The organism is Erwinia sp. S38 (assembly GCF_016624545.1).
GTDB classification, from domain to species: domain Bacteria; phylum Pseudomonadota; class Gammaproteobacteria; order Enterobacterales; family Enterobacteriaceae; genus Erwinia; species Erwinia coffeiphila.
This window is the reverse complement of the sequence record NZ_JACVTS010000009.1, coordinates 138,587-157,239: the sequence shown is the minus strand read 5'-3', so window position 1 is coordinate 157,239 and position 18,653 is coordinate 138,587. Positions and strand designations below refer to the sequence as shown.

17 protein-coding genes and 1 tRNA gene are annotated in these 18,653 nt (G+C 52.8%); 6 read left to right on the top strand and 12 right to left on the bottom strand.

Annotated features, from left to right (window positions below; genetic code table 11):
* Positions 1 to 55: 55 nt before the first annotated feature.
* The 6 genes from IBT46_RS12410 to IBT46_RS12385 all read right to left on the bottom strand — a co-directional run bounded on the left by IBT46_RS12410 (position 56) and on the right by IBT46_RS12385 (position 5,972).
* Complete coding sequence (locus IBT46_RS12410; protein ID WP_200545907.1) at positions 56 to 586, bottom strand: fimbrial protein; 531 nt, start codon at positions 584 to 586, stop codon at positions 56 to 58.
* Positions 587 to 665: 79 nt separating this feature from the next.
* Positions 666 to 1,202 (bottom strand): fimbrial protein, encoded by a 537-nt coding sequence (locus IBT46_RS12405; protein ID WP_200545906.1) that lies wholly within the window; start codon positions 1,200 to 1,202, stop codon positions 666 to 668.
* 540 nt (positions 1,203 to 1,742) lie between these two features.
* Positions 1,743 to 2,105 (bottom strand): YibL family ribosome-associated protein, encoded by a 363-nt coding sequence (locus tag IBT46_RS12400; protein ID WP_200545905.1) that lies wholly within the window; start codon positions 2,103 to 2,105, stop codon positions 1,743 to 1,745.
* 72 nt (positions 2,106 to 2,177) lie between these two features.
* Entirely contained in the window at positions 2,178 to 2,723 is a 546-nt protein-coding gene (gene mtlR / locus IBT46_RS12395; protein ID WP_200545941.1) for a mannitol operon repressor MtlR, read from the bottom strand.
* A gap of 83 nt (positions 2,724 to 2,806) precedes the next feature.
* Positions 2,807 to 3,955 (bottom strand): mannitol-1-phosphate 5-dehydrogenase, encoded by a 1,149-nt coding sequence (mtlD, locus tag IBT46_RS12390; protein WP_200545904.1) that lies wholly within the window; start codon positions 3,953 to 3,955, stop codon positions 2,807 to 2,809.
* Between the two features lie 88 nt (positions 3,956 to 4,043).
* Entirely contained in the window at positions 4,044 to 5,972 is a 1,929-nt protein-coding gene (locus IBT46_RS12385; protein ID WP_200545903.1) for a PTS mannitol transporter subunit IICBA, read from the bottom strand.
* Positions 5,973 to 6,677: 705 nt separating this feature from the next.
* Between IBT46_RS12385 and IBT46_RS12380 the strand changes: the two genes are divergently transcribed.
* Complete coding sequence (locus IBT46_RS12380; RefSeq protein ID WP_200545902.1) at positions 6,678 to 6,959, top strand: hypothetical protein; 282 nt, start codon at positions 6,678 to 6,680, stop codon at positions 6,957 to 6,959.
* A gap of 112 nt (positions 6,960 to 7,071) precedes the next feature.
* Here IBT46_RS12380 and IBT46_RS12375 read toward each other — a convergent pair whose 3' ends face one another.
* On the bottom strand, positions 7,072 to 7,785 hold the full coding sequence (locus tag IBT46_RS12375; RefSeq protein ID WP_200545901.1) for a DUF3053 domain-containing protein: 714 nt from the start codon (positions 7,783 to 7,785) through the stop codon (positions 7,072 to 7,074).
* Positions 7,786 to 8,247: 462 nt separating this feature from the next.
* Here IBT46_RS12375 and IBT46_RS12370 point away from each other — a divergent pair, with 462 nt between their 5' ends.
* Positions 8,248 to 8,544 carry an HTH-type transcriptional regulator gene (locus IBT46_RS12370; RefSeq protein WP_200545900.1) on the top strand — a complete coding sequence of 99 codons (297 nt, stop codon included), beginning with the start codon at positions 8,248 to 8,250 and terminating at the stop codon, positions 8,542 to 8,544.
* A 50-nt stretch (positions 8,545 to 8,594) separates the two neighbouring features.
* Here the strand turns inward: IBT46_RS12370 and IBT46_RS12365 are convergent, their stop codons facing one another.
* From IBT46_RS12365 to glyQ, 3 genes are all read right to left on the bottom strand, one after another.
* Complete coding sequence (locus IBT46_RS12365; RefSeq protein WP_200545899.1) at positions 8,595 to 9,641, bottom strand: NAD(P)-dependent alcohol dehydrogenase; 1,047 nt, start codon at positions 9,639 to 9,641, stop codon at positions 8,595 to 8,597.
* 133 nt (positions 9,642 to 9,774) lie between these two features.
* Positions 9,775 to 11,844: a glycine--tRNA ligase subunit beta gene (gene glyS, locus IBT46_RS12360; RefSeq protein WP_200545898.1), complete on the bottom strand. Its 2,070-nt coding sequence runs from the start codon at positions 11,842 to 11,844 to the stop codon at positions 9,775 to 9,777.
* A gap of 9 nt (positions 11,845 to 11,853) precedes the next feature.
* Positions 11,854 to 12,765 carry a glycine--tRNA ligase subunit alpha gene (gene glyQ / locus IBT46_RS12355; protein ID WP_105593659.1) on the bottom strand — a complete coding sequence of 304 codons (912 nt, stop codon included), beginning with the start codon at positions 12,763 to 12,765 and terminating at the stop codon, positions 11,854 to 11,856.
* Between the two features lie 244 nt (positions 12,766 to 13,009).
* Between glyQ and IBT46_RS12350 the strand changes: the two genes are divergently transcribed.
* Positions 13,010 to 14,005 (top strand): acyltransferase, encoded by a 996-nt coding sequence (locus IBT46_RS12350; RefSeq protein WP_200545940.1) that lies wholly within the window; start codon positions 13,010 to 13,012, stop codon positions 14,003 to 14,005.
* Here the strand turns inward: IBT46_RS12350 and IBT46_RS12345 are convergent.
* Together IBT46_RS12345 and IBT46_RS12340 are read right to left on the bottom strand one after the other, a co-directional pair.
* Positions 14,002 to 14,925, bottom strand: a complete 924-nt coding sequence (locus tag IBT46_RS12345) for a GlxA family transcriptional regulator (protein WP_200545897.1) — start codon at positions 14,923 to 14,925, stop codon at positions 14,002 to 14,004. The two genes, IBT46_RS12350 and IBT46_RS12345, sit on opposite strands and share 4 nt — an antisense overlap.
* Before the next feature lies 1 nt (position 14,926).
* A complete protein-coding gene (locus IBT46_RS12340) occupies positions 14,927 to 15,469 on the bottom strand; it encodes a cysteine hydrolase family protein (RefSeq protein WP_200545896.1) in 543 nt (180 codons plus the stop codon).
* A 176-nt stretch (positions 15,470 to 15,645) separates the two neighbouring features.
* Here IBT46_RS12340 and IBT46_RS12335 point away from each other — a divergent pair.
* The 3 genes from IBT46_RS12335 (at position 15,646) to IBT46_RS12325 (ending at position 18,585) form a co-directional block, all read left to right on the top strand.
* Positions 15,646 to 15,740 (top strand) — tRNA-Sec (locus IBT46_RS12335).
* A 212-nt stretch (positions 15,741 to 15,952) separates the two neighbouring features.
* A complete protein-coding gene (locus IBT46_RS12330) occupies positions 15,953 to 16,990 on the top strand; it encodes a virulence RhuM family protein (protein ID WP_200545895.1) in 1,038 nt (345 codons plus the stop codon).
* Positions 16,991 to 17,244: 254 nt separating this feature from the next.
* Positions 17,245 to 18,585: an aromatic acid/H+ symport family MFS transporter gene (locus IBT46_RS12325; RefSeq protein ID WP_200545894.1), complete on the top strand. Its 1,341-nt coding sequence runs from the start codon at positions 17,245 to 17,247 to the stop codon at positions 18,583 to 18,585.
* The last annotated feature ends 68 nt before the right edge of the window (positions 18,586 to 18,653 follow it).

Below are 18,653 nucleotides of genomic sequence, written 5' to 3'. Positions count from 1 at the left end.
CCATGCCGAATATTCATTTCAGCAAAGGATTAATTTATCGAAAGGATAACGCGGATTAGTAGTAGTCCATTTTATATTTAACTATGGAATTGTACTCACCAGCGTGCAGTGCTTTATGGTTGCTCACAAGCTGAATAGAATAGTTAAGTGACATCTTTCCCGACTTAAGCTCACCAGAAGGAAGCGGCGCTCCTGGCTTTGCAACGTTTCCATCACTGTCAATTATTCTTAATGCAATACCTTTTGCATCGCCCTCGATGTTAAATAATCCTTCATCATTCATACCATCGAAAGTTATCGTGAAATATTTCCACTGATTTAAATTTTCATCATTTTTATTTAAAATGCATTTTACCAGATTTATAGTGATGCTTTTTTTTAAGCTATAACCATCTCGAATAATTCGGCCAATCGGGACTACGCCCATATCAAGTGTTTGATCGATACTGTTAATATCAATTTCACAGGCCGTATCAATGATGCTACCAGCCATCTTTACGCGCCCAGATCCCATATCAGAGGACCAAGTCTGGCTGACAGCACTCATGTTCAACAATAAAACTAAAATGCTTATTTTCTTGAACATAGAGGAAATCCAATAATCGCAGATTAAATCAGTACATGTGGAGTTATCCCCCACATGTACTCTTCATCAATAATGAATATTACTGATAAGCGAGGGTGAAGCTAGCGATACTATCGAACTGACCCAGCTGAACGGTTTCACCCGGGTTGCCCTGTACATAAGCGGAGAAGGCCAGGGTGTTAGAACCGTTTGCCAGAGTCTGCAGTGCAGTAGGGGTACCCAGCTTGATTTTGTTACTCGCGCCATCTTGCATAATGATGCTGGCACCAGTCGCTTTGCTCATACCCAGAGAGTTTTCAATTTTACCTTCGGCACCGGTAAAGGTAACGCTAACAGTTTTATATTTATCTGCCAGATTACAGTTTGCCAGTTCGATTTTGAAGCTCGCAGGGACTGAAGTACCGCCATTAGCCAGCGCTGAGTTAGAGATCTGTCCCATTTCAACAGACTGATCTTTATTACCAACGATAGAACAAGGTGCATCAATAATAGAACCTTTAAAGGTTACAGTACCGCTACCCTGGTCGGTTGGAGTTACTGGCTCTTCAGCAGCCTGAGCAAAAGTAGCAGCACCCATAGCTAAAGCAACGCCAAGTACGATTTTTTTCAGTTCCATTACACTATTCCTTTATTGATATGAAGATATCTTTTGTCCGTTTTCAAGAATGCAAAAGAACATCTTGCACTGAATTCTTTCAGAGAAAATATTTAACGAACCTATGCATGACTAATATTACATGACATCTATAGTCACGGATAAATAACCACCAGTGGTTGCTCGTTGAAAAGAATTATTGCAAATCCAGTTCTTCATTTGAAGAGAAAAAATACATTCACCAGAATTCGATATATATCTCTGGAACTTTAAAAACGAAATAATAATTTCGGATTTAGTCTCTTTTATGCATTTAATTTGCGATGTCCTTTAACCGTACAGATGACGTTTAGCAGAATTTAGCACTATGGGAAACACCGTTAACAGATAATGAAACTGGTTTTTGAGAAAAAATGGGCTAATGAGGAAATTTTTTAATACAAAAGCGCAAAAGGTGAGAGTTTATGAGGATATTTAAGGAAGTTTGATTTCATCAACCAATTGTTTTAGATGAAAAAACCGTTGACTTAAGATACCCGGAGCTAAGTCCGGGCAGTGTTCTTAAAACTCAGACTTCGCAAACCCTGTCATCTCTTTAAGGCCCATTTCGCGGCCCAAAGCAGTAGTGGGATGTACGACAATCAGGCCACGTACGCTCTTTTTCAGCGCCCCCATATTAGCCTGCTCTTTCTTGGTGATAGCCCGGCTGAAGGGCAGCTTTTTCAACTGCTGAGCTTCTTTACTCAGCTTCTCTGCCCGCACATTACGCAGACGTTCGATCTCAGCGGTCAGTTTGTCTTTCTCATTCAGTAGTTCACCCAGTTTTTCGCTGTCGCCCGATGCCAGCAGGCCAGGTTCTTTGTGATTAAGAGCATCCAGCTTGTCACTAAGGATTTTAATTTCTGACTGTACTTGTTCTTTCATAACGATTAACCGTAACAATGATTCATTGCTGCAAAGGATACACCAAACCGGTGTAAAGCGGGTAAAGAGAGGTTATTTTTTGAAGGCCTGTTTCTGGCTTATCAACGAAATCAACGCGGTGAGCGACAGGACCATAGTTGAGCGCACCACCTGCTGGTAGCGCAACTGCTGCATATTGCGTAGTTCCGCATCTTCGATGGCGAAGTCAGGGCGAGGAGGAAGAGGGGTTACGCAGTGCAGTTCACCAAAAGGACCCAGAATTTCATCATCAGTGAAACGGTATTCATGGCCATCATAGTTCAGCTCCTCACGCAGCGCCATGAGCAGCTCACAGTCTTCATATTCACTACGATTAATCATCCCTAAGCCATAAATCAGCTTAAGACGAACAGACAGCTCACCGAGCGGGCCATCGCCGTGTAACAGCGGCTCTACCGCGTACTTTACGGCATAGTCATCTTTACGGAACACCTGGATAACCAGAATATTAATCGCCTCTGCCAGCAATTCGACGGCAGCGATCAAAAAACTTCTTACCGATCGCCCGGCGTTAAGGCGCTCCAGCACTCTGTTTTCAAAAGCCTGAGGTTGTTCCATGAGTGCCTGCATATCATTCATCGTATGACGGAGTAGTGCCAGCGCGGGCACAGCGGTGGAGCTGTGCCCTGATTGTTCGTCCCTGAGGAGCGCGTTCACCGGCATTATGCCATAGCGCTCCAGACTTTCACTACGGCCTTAACCACATCACTATTGGCATCAAGGCCAGAGATCTGCGCCAGCGTGGCCGCGACATCCTGCTTCGCAAGGAGCTCTGCCAGTTCCTGCGCCTGCGGGTCCTGCTCACTGTGATAACGCAGCGCGGCGGCAATTCCGGTTACCAGGTTATCATGAGGAAGCTGATATTCCAGCGTACCCAGCGTTGGCTTAATCAGGCGATCCCCGGCGCTGAGTTTACGCAGCGGCTGGCGACCCACCCGCTCAACGTCATCTTTCAGGTAGGGGTTTTCAAAACGGCCCAGGATTTTCTGGATATATGCCGCGTGCTTATCCGCTTCAAATCCGTAACGCTTGATCAGCACCGCACCGCTTTCTTCCATTGCACCTTTAACCACCGTACGCACCTGTGGGTCAAGAATCGCTTCACGAATGGTGTTATGCCCCGCCAGCTGTCCAAGGTAAGCGGTAATGGCATGCCCCGTATTGAGCGTGAACAGTTTACGTTCAACAAATGCCATCAGATTGTCAGTCAACTCCATACCCGGGATAGCAGGCAGTGGTCCTTTAAACTGGGTTTGATCGACAATCCATTCGCTGAAGGTTTCTACCGTCACTTCAAGCGGATCGCTGCTGCCCGCTTCAGAAGGCGGAACGATGCGGTCAACGGCGGAATCCACAAAGCCCACGTTCGCTTCAACCCAGGCATGATACTGCTCGGGTAGCGCTTTCAGCACGTGGCCTTTTAACTGTGTAGTACCGCGAACCATGTTTTCGCAGGCGATAATATTCAGAGGACGGGAATTAGCGTTATCACTGCGTTTGGCCAACCCTTTTGCGATGCCGCCGGCAATGCGTTCGAGGATCTGTGGACCAACCGCCGTGGTAACGATATCAACCTCAGCCACCAGGTCGACAATATCGTCGCTGGTGCTGTTAACTGCATTCACACCTTTTACTACCTCAACCTGTGCCTGTTCACCCACCACGTGAACCGGGTACTCATGGCGAGCATTAATTGCGTCCAGTACAACCTGGTTTACATCAGCAAACGTCAGCTGAATACCGGCGTCGGCCAGCAGCTTACCAATAAATCCCCGGCCAATGTTACCCGCGCCAAAATGTAAAGCTTTCATGATATTACCCACTTAAATTATTCAGGAATCGATCCAAAAAAGGCCGGGCATGCCCGGCCCTTACGGAAATACATCACCACTCGCTGAATCAGGCGCTGGTCTTACCGGACAGCAGATCCAACACTTCCTGCACGCTGGTCGTGGTCGCCAGTCGGGCAATCACGCTGTCATCGTCAAGGGCATTGGTCAGGCTGGTAATTACCTGGATATGCTCATTGTTACGGGCAGCAATACCAATCACCAGGCGAGCGATGTCGTCTTCTTCCTCACCGAAGCGTACGCCTTCCGGATACTGGCAAAATACCACGCCGGTTTTCAGCACGCGGTCTTTAGCGGCAATGGTACCGTGCGGCACGGCAATCGACTCACCCAGGTAGGTTGGCGTCAGTTTTTCACGTTCCAGCATCGCTTCAACGTATTCCGGCTCAACGTAACCGCCTTTCACCAGCTGCTCGCCGGCAAAGCGAATGGCCTGCTCTTTGTCGCTGGCACGGTTGCCGAGAAACACGTTGCTGGCGGTCAGCTGGAACAGATGCTCCTGGCCTTCATCAAAACTGTCGCTGAGGGTGGTGCTCACTTTCTCGCGATGTTCAGCGCTGCGGTTGGCTTCAACCAGACGTGCGGTCAGATCGTTATACAGGCCGCTGTCGAGGAAGTTAGTCAGGGAAATATGCTGCGCATGAGGCGCCTGGCGCATCGCACGTTCCGTCAGATCGCGATGAGTAATCACCAGATCGACGTCACCCGGCAGACTGTTAATCGCCGTATTGGTCACCGAGATATTACTCAGACCCGCATCGTTCACTTTCTTACGCAGTACGCCCGCACCCATCGCGCTGGAACCCATACCCGCATCACAGGCAACGATGATTTTGCGCACGTGGGATAAATCAGAGTGCAGTGCATCGGCACCGGTGACAGTTGCTGACTGGCCTTTTGATTCGGCTTTCATTTCCTGCATACGACGTGTTGCCGCTTCGATGTCGTCTTCTTCTTTAACCTTGCTGGTTTTCAGCAGAACGGCTGAAACCACAAAGGACACGGCGAAGGCAGCTACAATCGCCGCGATATTAGCGAAGTAGGCCCCTTTAGGCGTCATCGCCAGTACGGCAAGGATTGAACCCGGAGATGCCGGTGAAACCAGCCCACCGTTCAGCAGGGTCAGGGTAAAGACACCAGTCATACCGCCAAGAATAACGGCCAGGATCAGGCGTGGATTCATCAGCACATACGGGAAGTAAATCTCATGAATACCACCCAGGAAGTGGATAATCGCAGCGCCACCGGCAGACTGTTTTGCGTTGCCCCGGCCGAAGAACATATAGGCCATCAGCACGCCCATGCCCGGGCCCGGGTTCGCTTCAATCAGGAAGAAGATGGACTTACCGGCTTCGCTGGCCTGCTGGATACCCAGCGGCGAGAAGATACCGTGGTTAATCGCATTGTTCAGGAAGAGGATTTTTGCCGGTTCAACAAAGATAGAGGTCAGCGGCAGCAGGTTATTCTGCACCATCAGATTCACGCCGGCGGCAAGGATATGCGACAGGCCTTCAACCAATGGGCCAATAGCCAGGAATGCCAGGATCGCCAACAGCATGCCGATAATACCGGCAGAGAAGTTGTTAACCAGCATTTCAAAGCCACTTTTAATCTTACCATCAACCTGACGGTCGAAGGTTTTGATTGCCCAGCCGCCCAGCGGGCCGGCAATCATTGAGCCGAGGAACATTGGCATATCAGCACCAACGATCACGCCCATAGTCGTAATGGCACCAACCACACCACCGCGATCGCCACCGACCAGGCGTCCACCGGTATAACCGATCAGCAATGGCAGCAGATAGGTAATCATTGGGCCAACCAGCTTGGCCAGCGTTTCGTTTGGCAGCCATCCGGTTGGAATAAACAGCGCGGTGATAATACCCCAGGCAATAAATGCCCCGATATTTGGCATTACCATATTACTCAGAAAGCGACCAAAGTTCTGAACCTTGATCTTGATATCTGATGAGGACATAAAAGCACACCTCTTATTGGTACGCGCTGACCATGTAAGAGAGCGCGCTGATGTTGTTTGAAGACGGTTACGGCGAAAAAGCCGTCAGTATCACTGTATGCAAGCGGACTCTATCACGCGAATATGACGCTGCGTAGTCGCACAATAATATGTGATCAAGATCACTATAAATGAATGGGGATAGGGGTTTATTTAGTGATAATGATCACATTTTTACTGTGTAAAAAAAGAGCACGGCTCACTTAAAAGCCTTAATCGGCTAAAAAATGTGATTTTCATCACATAGTTAAAAGCCATATTTGTTTCCAAAGTGTGATTTAGATCACAAGAAATTTTTTTTGCGAAAATCCCTTATTCCGACTTAAAAGCTTAGCTCATCAGGACCGGAGTCAGGTCTGTAGCAAACAGCGCCGCAAACGGTAATATCGTGCCTTGATATGTTGAAAGGAAAACGCTAATCCCGATCTGAAAATATGAGTCTCGTTTTTTAAATAATCTAATTAGTGCCATAAGGCGCATAATATTTCCATTAACATTTAGATATTAACCGCTATGAAACTTCTATCCATTTTTAATAAAAGTCAGTCATTAACTCCATCCAATTATGGATGCGATGCTATTTATATAAATTAATTTTAATATTGGCGCGTTGACTTCAAGTCAGCGCTAATATCGAAAAAAAATAGAAATAGGGAGATTAAAAAAATGAGCCTTCGTGAACTAACCACTTCAGAACTTTCACAGGTTAGCGGTGCAGGATGCGGCGTTTTAGGCATGCATGAAGAGCGCGCAACAGCAACGCATCTTCAGTCATTGATGGAAGTTGCCAGGCTTTATTCCCAGGTCGACCCACGATATCGCGGTATGGATTATCGTATGGTTGCTGCGACAGAGCCAAGCGTATGCAGAGCACCGATCAAAATTGTTGACGACCAGGGTGCCGGTGGTAAAGAAACAGCTAACGCATGGGCAAACGGCTGCTGGTAACATTCACTATATTCCCGTGAATGGGTAAAAATCGAGGCCACAGCAATGTGGCCTTTTTCATATCGTGAAGAATAAAATTAAGCGGGGCAGGACGATTCCCCTACCTCATCTATTACTGAACGCTGTTTAGTACACTTTGCGCCTGATTAAGTGCCTGCGCATTCATGCTCAGATTGCTCATTAACGTGTTGTAATCGGATGCCTGCTCCTGCGTGGGGAACTGCACCGCCGAGCCGTTAAAACTGACGCGCGTTCCCTGCTGCTGCAGGAAATCACCGACCTGGATCACATCCTGGCTCAGCGTTTGTAGGGTAGGCAGCAGAGGCATTAATGCGTCCGCCGGCTGCGTCACCACTTTATTAAAGACATTGTCATAGACGGTTTTCAGATCTTCCGGCTGTTTCAGCGTGGCTTTGCTGCTGTCGGCCTGGGTTTTAGCGGTCTGGATCTGCTGATTCAATACGCCCAGAGAGCCGCTGGCCTGGCGCAGTGAATCGCGGCGGGTCAGATAGTCCTGCGGAGTACGAATGGCCGAAAGCTCATCCACCACCGGTTTTAGCCCGGAATCAACCGCCTTGTTCACCTGCTGAGAAAAACCGTAGATGATGGCGTAGTCGCTAACGTAGTTGCCGAACTTCTGCTTCTGATCTTCGCTCAGCGAAGGCAGGTGCTCACCACTGCGCATCACCGTATTTTGCAGAAAATCGATAAACGCCTTGCGTTGGTCGGCTTCTTTATCACCGCAGCCGGTCAGCTGCAGCACCAGAAACAGCGCCATAAACGGCACCAGCAAACGCATCCAGATGCGTGCAGGTCCTTTGGTCATGGAAAAAACTCCTGTTAACTATCTTGCGGGTTGTGAAGAAGATAAATCCTGAATGAAGGATAGTCGAACTCGTTTTCGAAGGATAGCGCGATCGTTGATGTGACCGCCGAGTATCAATCATTGCCGATGCAGATTGGCTGATTGGCTGATTGGCTGATTGGCTGATTGGCTGATTGGCTGATTGGCAAGACTGTGACAGGTAAGCCCGGCTTATGCGACCTAAGCCAATGACAACTAACAAAACGGAGTTAACGCCTTTCATTTTTTGCAAAGCAAAACAAAAAAATAATTAAAAAATATGACCTGAATCACCAGGATTAGTCTAATACTTAAGCTCCTGGCGTTTCCCTGTGCTGCCCTGCAGTTTTCCAGCGGTTGATGTCCGCCAGTATTCTGAGCCTGAGCTTGAGGCTCTACTCCTCTGGTTGTTCACATTAAGTGAGTTTAATGAGGTGTGTGCTTATGGAAACAAAAGATCCAATGCTTGAATTACTCTCCAGCCTGGAACAAATCGTGTTAACGCGTGATGTGGTGCGGGCTGGCGCGATGACAGAAAGTGAAGCAGCGATGCCGGAACCGAGACGGATCAGGGAAATCAGCGGCATGCAGATTGATGAGTTTGCCCTGGCGATGGGCGTCAGCGTTTCATCAGTAAAAAGCTGGGAATCACAACGCACCAAACCGTCAGGCAGCGCACAGAAGCTGATGCAGTTGATTCATTCGAATCCGTATCTGGGACGACAGTTGCTGGAAAGATAAAAGAACGAAAAAACAAACCCGCCACAGGGCGGGTTTTATGCAGGAGAGTCTTAGCGTCCCGCTTTCATATCAATGACAAAACGGTACTTCACATCACCCTTCAGCATCCGCTCAAACGCCTCCTCCACCTGATCCAGGCAAATCACCTCCACATCCGACACGATATTGTGCTGGCCGCAGAAATCTAGCATCTGCTGGGTTTCCTTGATGCTGCCGATCGAAGTGCCGGAAATACTCAGGCGTTTGAACACAATGGGTGTGACGTTGGGTGACTTATGCGGGGAGTCAGGAATGCCGACCAGAACCAGATGGCCGTTAGTTTTCAGCGCATTGAGGTAGGGGTCCAGATCGTGCGGTGCGGCTACGCAATCGAGGATCATATCCAGACTGTTCTTCACGCTCTCCATCTGCTCTGCATCTTTCGACACCACCACCTGGCTGGCACCCAGGCGCAGCGCATCGGCACCTTTCGCCGGTGAGGTGGTAAACAACACCACTTCGGCACCCAGCGCGCTCGCCAGCTTCACCGCCATATGGCCCAGACCACCCAGCCCGATAATTCCCACACGCTGGCCCGGCTGCACGTTCCAGTGCTGAAGCGGTGACCACGTGGTCACACCGGCGCACAGCAGCGGTGCTACCGCGCTCAGTTCCAGGTTATCCGGAACGGAGACGACAAATTTACTGTCGACCACGATACTGTCGGAGTAACCGCCGAAGGTCATACCGCCGATGGTTTTCTCTTCACTGTTATAGGTTGCGGTAAAGCCTTCTTCGCAGTACTGCTCTTCACCACCGTGGCACTGAGCGCAGTGGCCGCAGGAGTCGACCATCACGCCCACCCCCACCAAATCGCCCGCTTTAAACGCGGTAACGTCGCTGCCGGTGGCGACAACGCGCCCAACGATTTCGTGTCCCGGCACCAGCGGGAACTGGCTGACGCCCCATTCGTTACGCGCCATATGCAGGTCCGAGTGGCAGACGCCGCAGTAGTGGATGTCGATATGGACATCACCAGCCTGCAGGTCGCGGCGCTTGAATTCGTAGGGTTCGAGAGGGGTGTTGGCTGCTTTGGCAGCGTATCCAAAGGATTGCATAACTGTCTTAACCTGAATGGCAAAAACCGCACAGGGTAAGGAAATGGAGCCTCAGGGGCAAGGTGGAATTGTAAGGCGGGGTGTCTGTGCGATAAAAAAGGCGGACCGATGGCCCGCCTCTTAGGGTAGCGACTTACTGCAGCAGGGAGATATCCGCAACCTGCAGGAACAGCTCGCGCAGCTTAGCCAGCAGGGTCAGACGGTTAATACGCACCGCCTGATCGTCGGCATTCACCATCACCTTGTCGAAGAAGTTATCCACCGTCTCGCGCAGCTCAGCCAGCTCGATCAGCGCTTCCTGATAGCGGCCTTCTGCAAAGTAAGGCTGCAGCTTGCTGCTCAATGCAGACACGTAGGTCGCCAGCTTGATCTCTTCATTCTCTTTCAGCAGCACGGCCTGCACGCTGTCGTTCAGCGGTTCGCTGGACTTGGCAAGAATGTTAGAGACGCGCTTGTTGGCGGCGGCCAGCGTGGCTGCGGCTTCCAGCGTACGGAAGTGAGACACTGCCTTCATGCGGGCATCGAAATCCGCCGGACGGGTCGGACGACGCGCCAGCACGGCCTGGATGGTATCCACGCTGTGGCCTTCTTCCTGATACCAGGTACGGAAACGCCCCAGCATAAAGTCGATCACTTCGTCCACGACCTTAGCGTTAGACAGCTTGCTGCCGTACAGGCGCACCGCTTCTTCCGTCAGGGTTTGCAGATCCAGCGGCAGGTTTTTCTCGACGATAATACGCAGCACGCCAAGCGCGGCACGGCGCAGAGCGAACGGGTCTTTGTCGCCTTTCGGATGCTGACCAATGCCGAAAATCCCGGCCAGAGTATCCATCTTATCGGCAATCGCCAGCGCGCAGGCAATTGGGTTAGACGGCAGCTCGTCACCGGCAAAGCGCGGCTGATACTGCTCGTTCAGCGCGACCGCAACGTCTTCGGCTTCGCCATCGTGACGCGCATAGTGCATGCCCATCACGCCCTGGGTGTCGGTAAATTCGAACACCATGTTGGTCATCAGATCGCACTTGGACAGCAGGCCAGCGCGGGTCGCATGATTCACATCCGCGCCGATCTGGGCAGCAATCCAGCCGGCCAGCGCCTGAATGCGGTCGGTTTTATCGCGCAGGGTGCCCAGCTCTTTCTGGAACAGCACGGTTTCCAGACGCGGCAGGTTATCTTCCAGACGACGCTTACGATCGCTGTTGAAGAAGAACTCGGCGTCGGCGAGGCGTGGACGCACCACCTTCTCGTTACCGGAGATAATCTGCTGCGGATCTTTCGAAATAATGTTCGACACGAAAATGAAGTTTGGCAGCAGCTTGCCTGCGTTGTCGTACACCGGGAAATACTTCTGGTCGCCCTTCATGGTGTACACCAGCGCTTCAGCCGGAACCGCGAGGAACTTCTCTTCAAACTTCGCCGTCAGCACCACCGGCCACTCCACCAGGGAGGTGACTTCTTCCAGCAGGCTTTCGCTCAGATCGGCAACGCCGCCGATTTTACGGGCAGCTTCTTCTGCATCGGCTTTAATCGTCGCTTTACGGGCTTCGAAATCCGCCTGCACTTTACCGCGCTCCAGCAGGATCGCCGGATACTGGTCGGCGTTATCGATGGTGAATTCCGGCTCGCCCATAAAGCGGTGGCCGCGAATAGTGCGCGCCGAATCGATACCCAGAATGGTGGCCGGGATCAGCTCATCGCCGAGCAGGATGGTCACGGTATGCACCGGACGCACGAACTGCACGTCAGACGCGCCCCAGCGCATCAGTTTCGGAATCGGCAGCTTAGCCAGTGAAGTAGCGATCATCGCCGGCAGCAGCGCCTGCGCGCTTTCACCGGTCACTTTCGCGCGGTACACCAGCCATTCACCTTTGTCGGTGCTCAGGCGCTCGGCCTGATCGACGGTGATACCGCAGCCGCGTGCCCAGCCTTCGGCAGCCTTGGTGGCCACGCCGTTGGCATCAAACGCGGCGGCAATCGCCGGGCCACGTTTTTCCACTTCACGATCCGGCTGCGCGGCGCTCAGGCTGGCGACTTTCAGCGCCAGGCGGCGCGGTGCGGCGAACCACTTCACGTCGCCATGGGCCAGGCCTGCGGCATCCAGTTCAGCGGTAAAGTTAGCCGCGAAGGACTCCGCCAGGCTGCGCAGGGCTTTCGGAGGCAGCTCTTCGGTGCCGATTTCCACCAGGAAGGTTTTTTCAGTCATGGCTGCCTCTTATTTCTTGTTATTGCACATCGGGAAGCCCAGCGCCTCGCGGGAGGCGTAGTAAGCTTCGGCCACGGATTTCGTCAGGGTGCGGATACGCAGAATATAACGCTGACGCTCGGTGACGGAGATGGCTTTACGGGCATCCAGCAGGTTAAAGCTGTGTGCGGCTTTCAGAATACGCTCGTAGGCAGGCAGCGGCAGCGGTTTTTCCAGCGCCAGCAGGCTCTGCGCCTCTTTCTCGTACTGCTCGAAGCAGGCGAAGAGGAAATCGACGTCGGCGTATTCGAAGTTATAGGTGGACTGCTCCACTTCGTTCTGATGGAACACGTCACCATAGGTGGTTTTACCCAGCGGACCGTCGCTCCACACCAGATCGTAAACGCTGTCCACGCCCTGGATGTACATAGCCAGGCGCTCCAGACCGTAGGTGATTTCGCCGGTAACCGGTTTGCACTCCAGGCCGCCAACCTGCTGGAAGTAGGTGAACTGCGTCACTTCCATGCCGTTCAGCCACACTTCCCAGCCCAGACCCCAGGCACCCAGCGTTGGGTTTTCCCAGTTATCTTCCACGAAGCGGATATCGTGGATGGTCGGGTCCATGCCCAGCTCTTTCAGCGAGCCAAGGTACAGCTCCTGAATGTTGTCCGGTGACGGCTTGATGATCACCTGGAACTGGTAGTAGTGCTGTAAGCGGTTCGGGTTTTCACCGTAGCGGCCGTCGGTAGGGCGGCGCGACGGCTGCACGTAGGCCACCGCCGTTGGCTCTGGCCCCAGCGCCCGCAGGCAGGTCATCGGGTGAGAAGTACCAGCGCCCACTTCCATATCCAGCGGTTGGATGATGGTGCAGCCCTGGCGCGCCCAGTAATCCTGTAAGGTCAGGATCAGGCCCTGGAAAGTCTTGGTATCAAACTTTTGCATGTTGATTTCGCACGCGATACGAGTGGTTAAAAAAGTGGGCGTCAGTATACCCTTTGACCGGGTTGATTACCAAAATGGTAATGATAACGGCGGTGATTTAATCGAATTCGCTGCTTTTGTCGGCGATGCCACACATTTTGTTCGTCCTGTTCCGAGTTTTTGCTCGTCGGGTTGTTGAAGTCCGTTCCCCTGGCCAGGCTTAGCGGGCATCGATACGGATTTTTTCCCGGCAAACAGGATTGAAATAATGCAGAAAATTGGCTGGATAGATAATTTACGCGCGGTAGCGTGTTTGATGGTGATAATGATCCACACCACCACCTGGTACGTGACCACCGGGATGTCGGTCGGCGAACACAGCTGGGATCTCTCAAATCTGCTGAACTCGGCATCCCGGGTGTGCGTGCCGATCTTCTTTATGATCTCCGGCTACCTGTTTTTCGGCGAGCGCAGCGCGCAGAAGCGCCATTTCCTGCGCGTAGTGCTGTGCCTGCTGTTCTACAGCGCGATTGCGCTGGCCTATATCACCCTGCTGACGCCAATTAATGAAGTCACCTCGGTGAAAAACCTGCTGCAAAAACCGATCTTTTACCATCTGTGGTTTTTCTTCGCGATTATCGCCATCTATATGTTTTCACCGCTGATTCAGGTGAAACCGGTTAGCGCGGGCTATATGGCGATTGTCATTCTGGTGCTGGCGGTACTGGCAAACCCGAATACCGTCGACGGTTCGATCGCCCGCTTTCACTGGCTGCCGGTAAACCTCTATATCAACGGGGATTCCATCTACTATCTGCTGTACGCGCTGACCGGTCGGGCCATCGGCACGATGAAAACCGACAGGCGGGGCGTAAGCTGGCTGGCGGCGATAACCTTCATTGTCTGCGTGCTGGTGATTGCCTTCGGCACCAAACGCCAGTTCGCCATTAACGGCGCCTTCGCCGACACCTGGTATCTCTACTGCGGCCCGGCGGTGTTTATTGCCGCCGTCAGTCTGCTGGTGCTGTTTAAAAACACGCTAAACGACCGTCCTTTGCCGATTTTAGCCACCATTTCGCGCTATTCATTGCCGATTTACGGCTTCCACGCGCTGTTTATCCACTATATGCGCACCCACGGGCTGGATAATACCGACTATCCGTTGATCGACATCCCGCTGGTGTTTGCCATCACCCTCGGCGGCAGTCTGCTGCTGGCCATTGGCCTGCAGCGCATCGATAAACATCACCTTGTAAGCTAGTCCGCCTGCCAGCGCTGCTGCGCGCGGCGTAGCTGGCGGGAGGAGGAAAATCCTGCCGCCAGCGCCGCCTGCTCGTTGCCTTCGCCCTGCTGGCGACGCTGCTGGACAATCGCCAGTCGCAGCTGCTCGTGATACTCACGTACGCTGATGCCGAGATGCTGGCGGAACAGCCGCGTCAGATGGCGCGCGCTGACGTGGACTCGCTCGGCGATATCATCCAGCGACCACTCCTGCTCCGGCTGCTGGATCAGCAGATCCTGGGTGCGGTGAATGGCCGGATGCATATGGTTGCGGTAGCGCAGCCACGGCGAGAGCTGCGGATCATCCCCCGAGCGGCGGAAGTAGACCACCATTTCCCGCGCCACGTTCAGCGCCATCTGCGAGCCACACAGGCGGTTAATCAGATGCAGCGACAGATCGATACCGGCGGTAATCCCCGCGCTGGTCCAGATGCCGCGATCTTCGATAAAGATGCGATTTTCCCGCACGATAGCGGCAGGTTCGGCGTTTTTGAGACGTGCGATCACTTCATGATGGGTGGTGCATTCCACACCGTGCATCAGCCCGGCGCGGGCGGCAAGCAGCGAGCCGGAGCAGACGCAGATCAGGGTAATATGCCGGGCGTGAATCGCGGGCTGGATGCGCATCAGCCAGTTACGAGCGGCAATCGCCTGCGGGGTGTCAAACCATACCGAAGAGTCCTGCACGCCCGGCACCACCAACAGGCTGCCGGGGGGTAACGTTTCCGGCAGCGGTTGGATGCGGCTGATGGCCATATCCGTTGAGCTCAGCACGGTTTCATCGGGGCCAATATAGTGCAGGCTGAAGGCCCCGTCGGCCAGCTTCAGCGTCTCCGCCGGGCCGGTCAGATCGAGGGTCATCACACCGGGCAGGGTCAGAAACCACACCGGAATCGTCATATTATGCAAGCTCCTGCAGGCACTCCTCCACCGTGCGGATCGCGGCGAAGCGATCGATCAGCACGCTTTCGGTACGGTGGCGCAAATCCGCCACGCTGAGCGTAATGCCGTTATGGGTAATGGGGAACGTCAGCGTCGCTTCCGTCACAAACGTCACGCGGTAGCCGAGGTCCGACGCCACGCGCGCGGTGGTTTCACAGCACTGCTCGGTACGGATACCGCTCACGATCACGTGCTTTACCTGCCGCTGCTCCAGCCACTGTAGCAGACCGGATTCCGTCAGCGCATTATGTACCGTCTTTTTCACGGCGTGCGCCGCCTGATGGGTCAGAAACGGCAGGCGAACCACCAGGCCGGACGCCGGTGAAAACGGGCCTTCGGTTTCCACATGCAGCACGTCCACCACCGGAATTTCTTTCTGCTGACAGCCCGCAATGAGCCTGCTCAGCGCCTGTTCAAACGCGGGCGTTTCCGGGGTTTGCTGATAGCCACGATGATAGAACGACTGCTGCGCGTCAATTACCAGTAAAACGGTATCGGTCATTTTCGGACTCCTTGCCTGAGGGGAATAACCCTATGATGGCAAGGATAAGCGGGGGAAAGAAGGTCAGAAACGGACACGTTGCTGCCGCTGCGGGACATCAGACATCTTATTTAATGAAACCATGGTTTTTATAAGGGTATCACCGATGGTATACTCGCCGCGCTTCTGTATTAAAAGGAAGATCGTCGTCTCCGGTGAGGCGGCTGGACTTCAAATCCAGTTGGGGCCGCCAGCGGTCCCGGGCAGGTTCGACTCCTGTGATCTTCCGCCAATCCGTATCTCTTAAACCCGCCTGTTATCTCAGTAATACCACTTTCCCGGTTAGCACATCTTTCCGCTTGGCCGCAATGTAACCAACGCGGTATTGCATCTCCTGGCTGGGAGGCCTCGCGCAAAATGGATACGCTCGTACGGTAATTTTCGGTCAGCATCTCTGGCATACTAACCCTCTAATCAGACATTTTTCAGCGTAGCGGAGGCGACATGAGCAACGATCCCATCACACACTCTCCTGCAGGCGAATTTTTGATCTTCGCCAGCAGCGATGGGCGCTTGCGTGTTGAATGTCGCTTTGAGTCCGATACGCTCTGGCTAACGCAAGCAGCGATAGCTGAACTGTACGGCAAAGATGTGCGCACCATTAACGAGCATTTAGTTAATCTGTTTACTGAAAGCGAGATTGACCGAAATTCAACCATCCGGAAATACCGGATAGTTCGACAGGAAGGAAACCGGCGAGTAGCCAGAGAGTTAGAACACTACAATCTTGACGCGATACTCGCCGTCGGTTATCGCGTTCGCTCTACTCGTGGTAAGCAGTTCCGTCAGTGGGCCACGCAAACCCTCCAGGAATACCTGATAAAAGGGTTTGTTATGGATGATGAGCGGCTGAAAAATCCATCCATCGGCACTTCCACCGTACCCGACTATTTCGATGAGATGCTGGAACGCATCCGTGATATTCGCGCCAGTGAACGCCGGGTTTATCTGCGAGTCAGGGAAATATTTTCGTTAGCTGCCGACTACCAACCGTCTCACAAAGAAACCGCTCATTTTTTTCAAACCATTCAGAACAAGCTGCATTTTGCCTGCACCGGTTTTACTGCGGCTGAACTTATCCATCTGCGTTCTGATTCCAGCCAACCGCATATGGGATTAACCAGCTTCAAAGGCGATGAAGTTCGTAAGAGTGATGTAACTGTGGCAAAAAATTACCTGAGCCAGACAGAAGTCAGCGAACTCAATCGGGTGGTCAATATGTGGCTGGATTTTGCTGAAGATCAGGCTCGTCGTCGGCAGCAGGTATTCTTGCAGGACTGGCAGGAAAAACTGGATCAGTTCCTGCAGTTTAACGACCGTGACATATTACAAGGCACAGGTGCAATGACGAAGAAACAGGCAGATGAAAAAGCCCGGCAAGAATACGTTCACTTTTCTGATCAACAGCGCCGTTTAAAAGAAGCAGAGGGCGAGAAGGATATTGCCGGTTTGTCCGAGTGGGAAGGAATGAGCAAAAAATAGTTCTAACCGCATGTTTTATATCGCCTAAAAATCGCCTCTCTTTGAATACACTGTAAATTCTGCTGGTCTGTCAATCCGGATCATACGAATCTACCCAGCCTCATCAACCGTCCATTTTTCATCCAAAAACAACGACTACTTAACACTTACGCTAAGTCGATTTGACAATTTTTTGTGCCGATTGCAAATGTATATACAGGAAAGTACATGAACAGAAGACATACACTGGCAACATCACAACGGGCGGGGGTTACATGGTTTATTCGGGTAAAGTGAATATCCAGCAGGCAATCGACGAAGCACCGGTTTCACGCTTTCACTGGGTGATTATCATCCTGGGATTTCTGATCCTCGCCATCGACGGGTTCGACACGGCGGCGATGGGCTATATCGCCCCCACGCTGTCCAGCGACTGGGGAATTAAAAGGCAGGACCTCGGGCCGGTATTAAGCGCCGCGCTGCTCGGGCTTTCCATCGGCGCACTGATCGCCGGGCCGGCCTCGGACCGTCTGGGGCGTAAAAAGGTGCTGGTTTTCTCCTGCCTGTTCTTCGGGCTTGCCAGCCTGGGAACCGCCTATGCGCAGACGCTGAATACGCTGACGCTGTGGCGCTTTCTGACCGGCCTCGGGCTGGGTGCAGCAATGCCGAATGCGATTACGCTCGTCTCTGAGTTTGCCCCGAAGCGCTGTCGTTCTATGGCAATCAACACCATGTACTGTGGCTTTCCGCTGGGTGCGGCGGGCGGCGGGGCGATTTCGTCCTGGCTGATCCCTAACTATGGCTGGCACAGTGTGCTGCTGGCCGGAGCGATTGCGCCGCTGGCGCTCACCGTGTTGCTGGTTCTGTTCCTGCCGGAGTCGGTCAAATTCCTGGTGCATCGCGGTAAAGACATTGTGCAAATCCGGCGCATTGCCCAGCGGTTTATTGCCGGGAGTCTGGCGCAGGTGACACATTTTTATCTCGATGAAGAACGTACCACCGGCAAAAAAGGCAGCGTGGCACAGCTGTTCAGTCAGCCGTGGCTGACCGGTACGCTGATGCTGTGGATGACCTATTTTATGGGACTGGTGATCTATTACGTGCTGCTGAGCTGGATGCCGACGCTGATGCTGGGGATGGGCTATCCACTGGCGGAATCGGCCTGGCTGACCTCGCTGTTTACCTTCGGCGGCACGGCGGGGATCCTGCTGGCGGGCTGGATGATGGACAGATGGGAAGCACACAAGGTGGTGATGACCGGTTTTGCTCTGACCATGCTGTTTGCGCTGGCGCTGGGCTTTGAGAACAACCATATCGTCCTGTTCGGCGGGCTGATCTTCCTGATGGGCATTACCATGAACGGCGCACAGTCGGGCCTGCAAACCCTGGCGGCCACCTTTTATCCAACCCACTGCCGCGCAACGGGAATTGCGTGGATGCAGGGCGTCGGGCGCTTTGGCGGCGTGGCAGGCACCATGATGAGTGCCCAGCTGCTTTCTCAGCAGTGGCAGGCCGACAGTATCCTGATGTTCCTCAGCGTACCGGCGCTGGTCGCGGCGGCAGCCACGCTGTATAAGCTGCAGCGCTATAAAACGCAGAATCTGAGCGTTGCATAAACCCCGTTATCCTGCTCCCGCCGGGGCAGGATAAGCTTCACCTCCCCCCGTAATAAGTAAATTAAGAT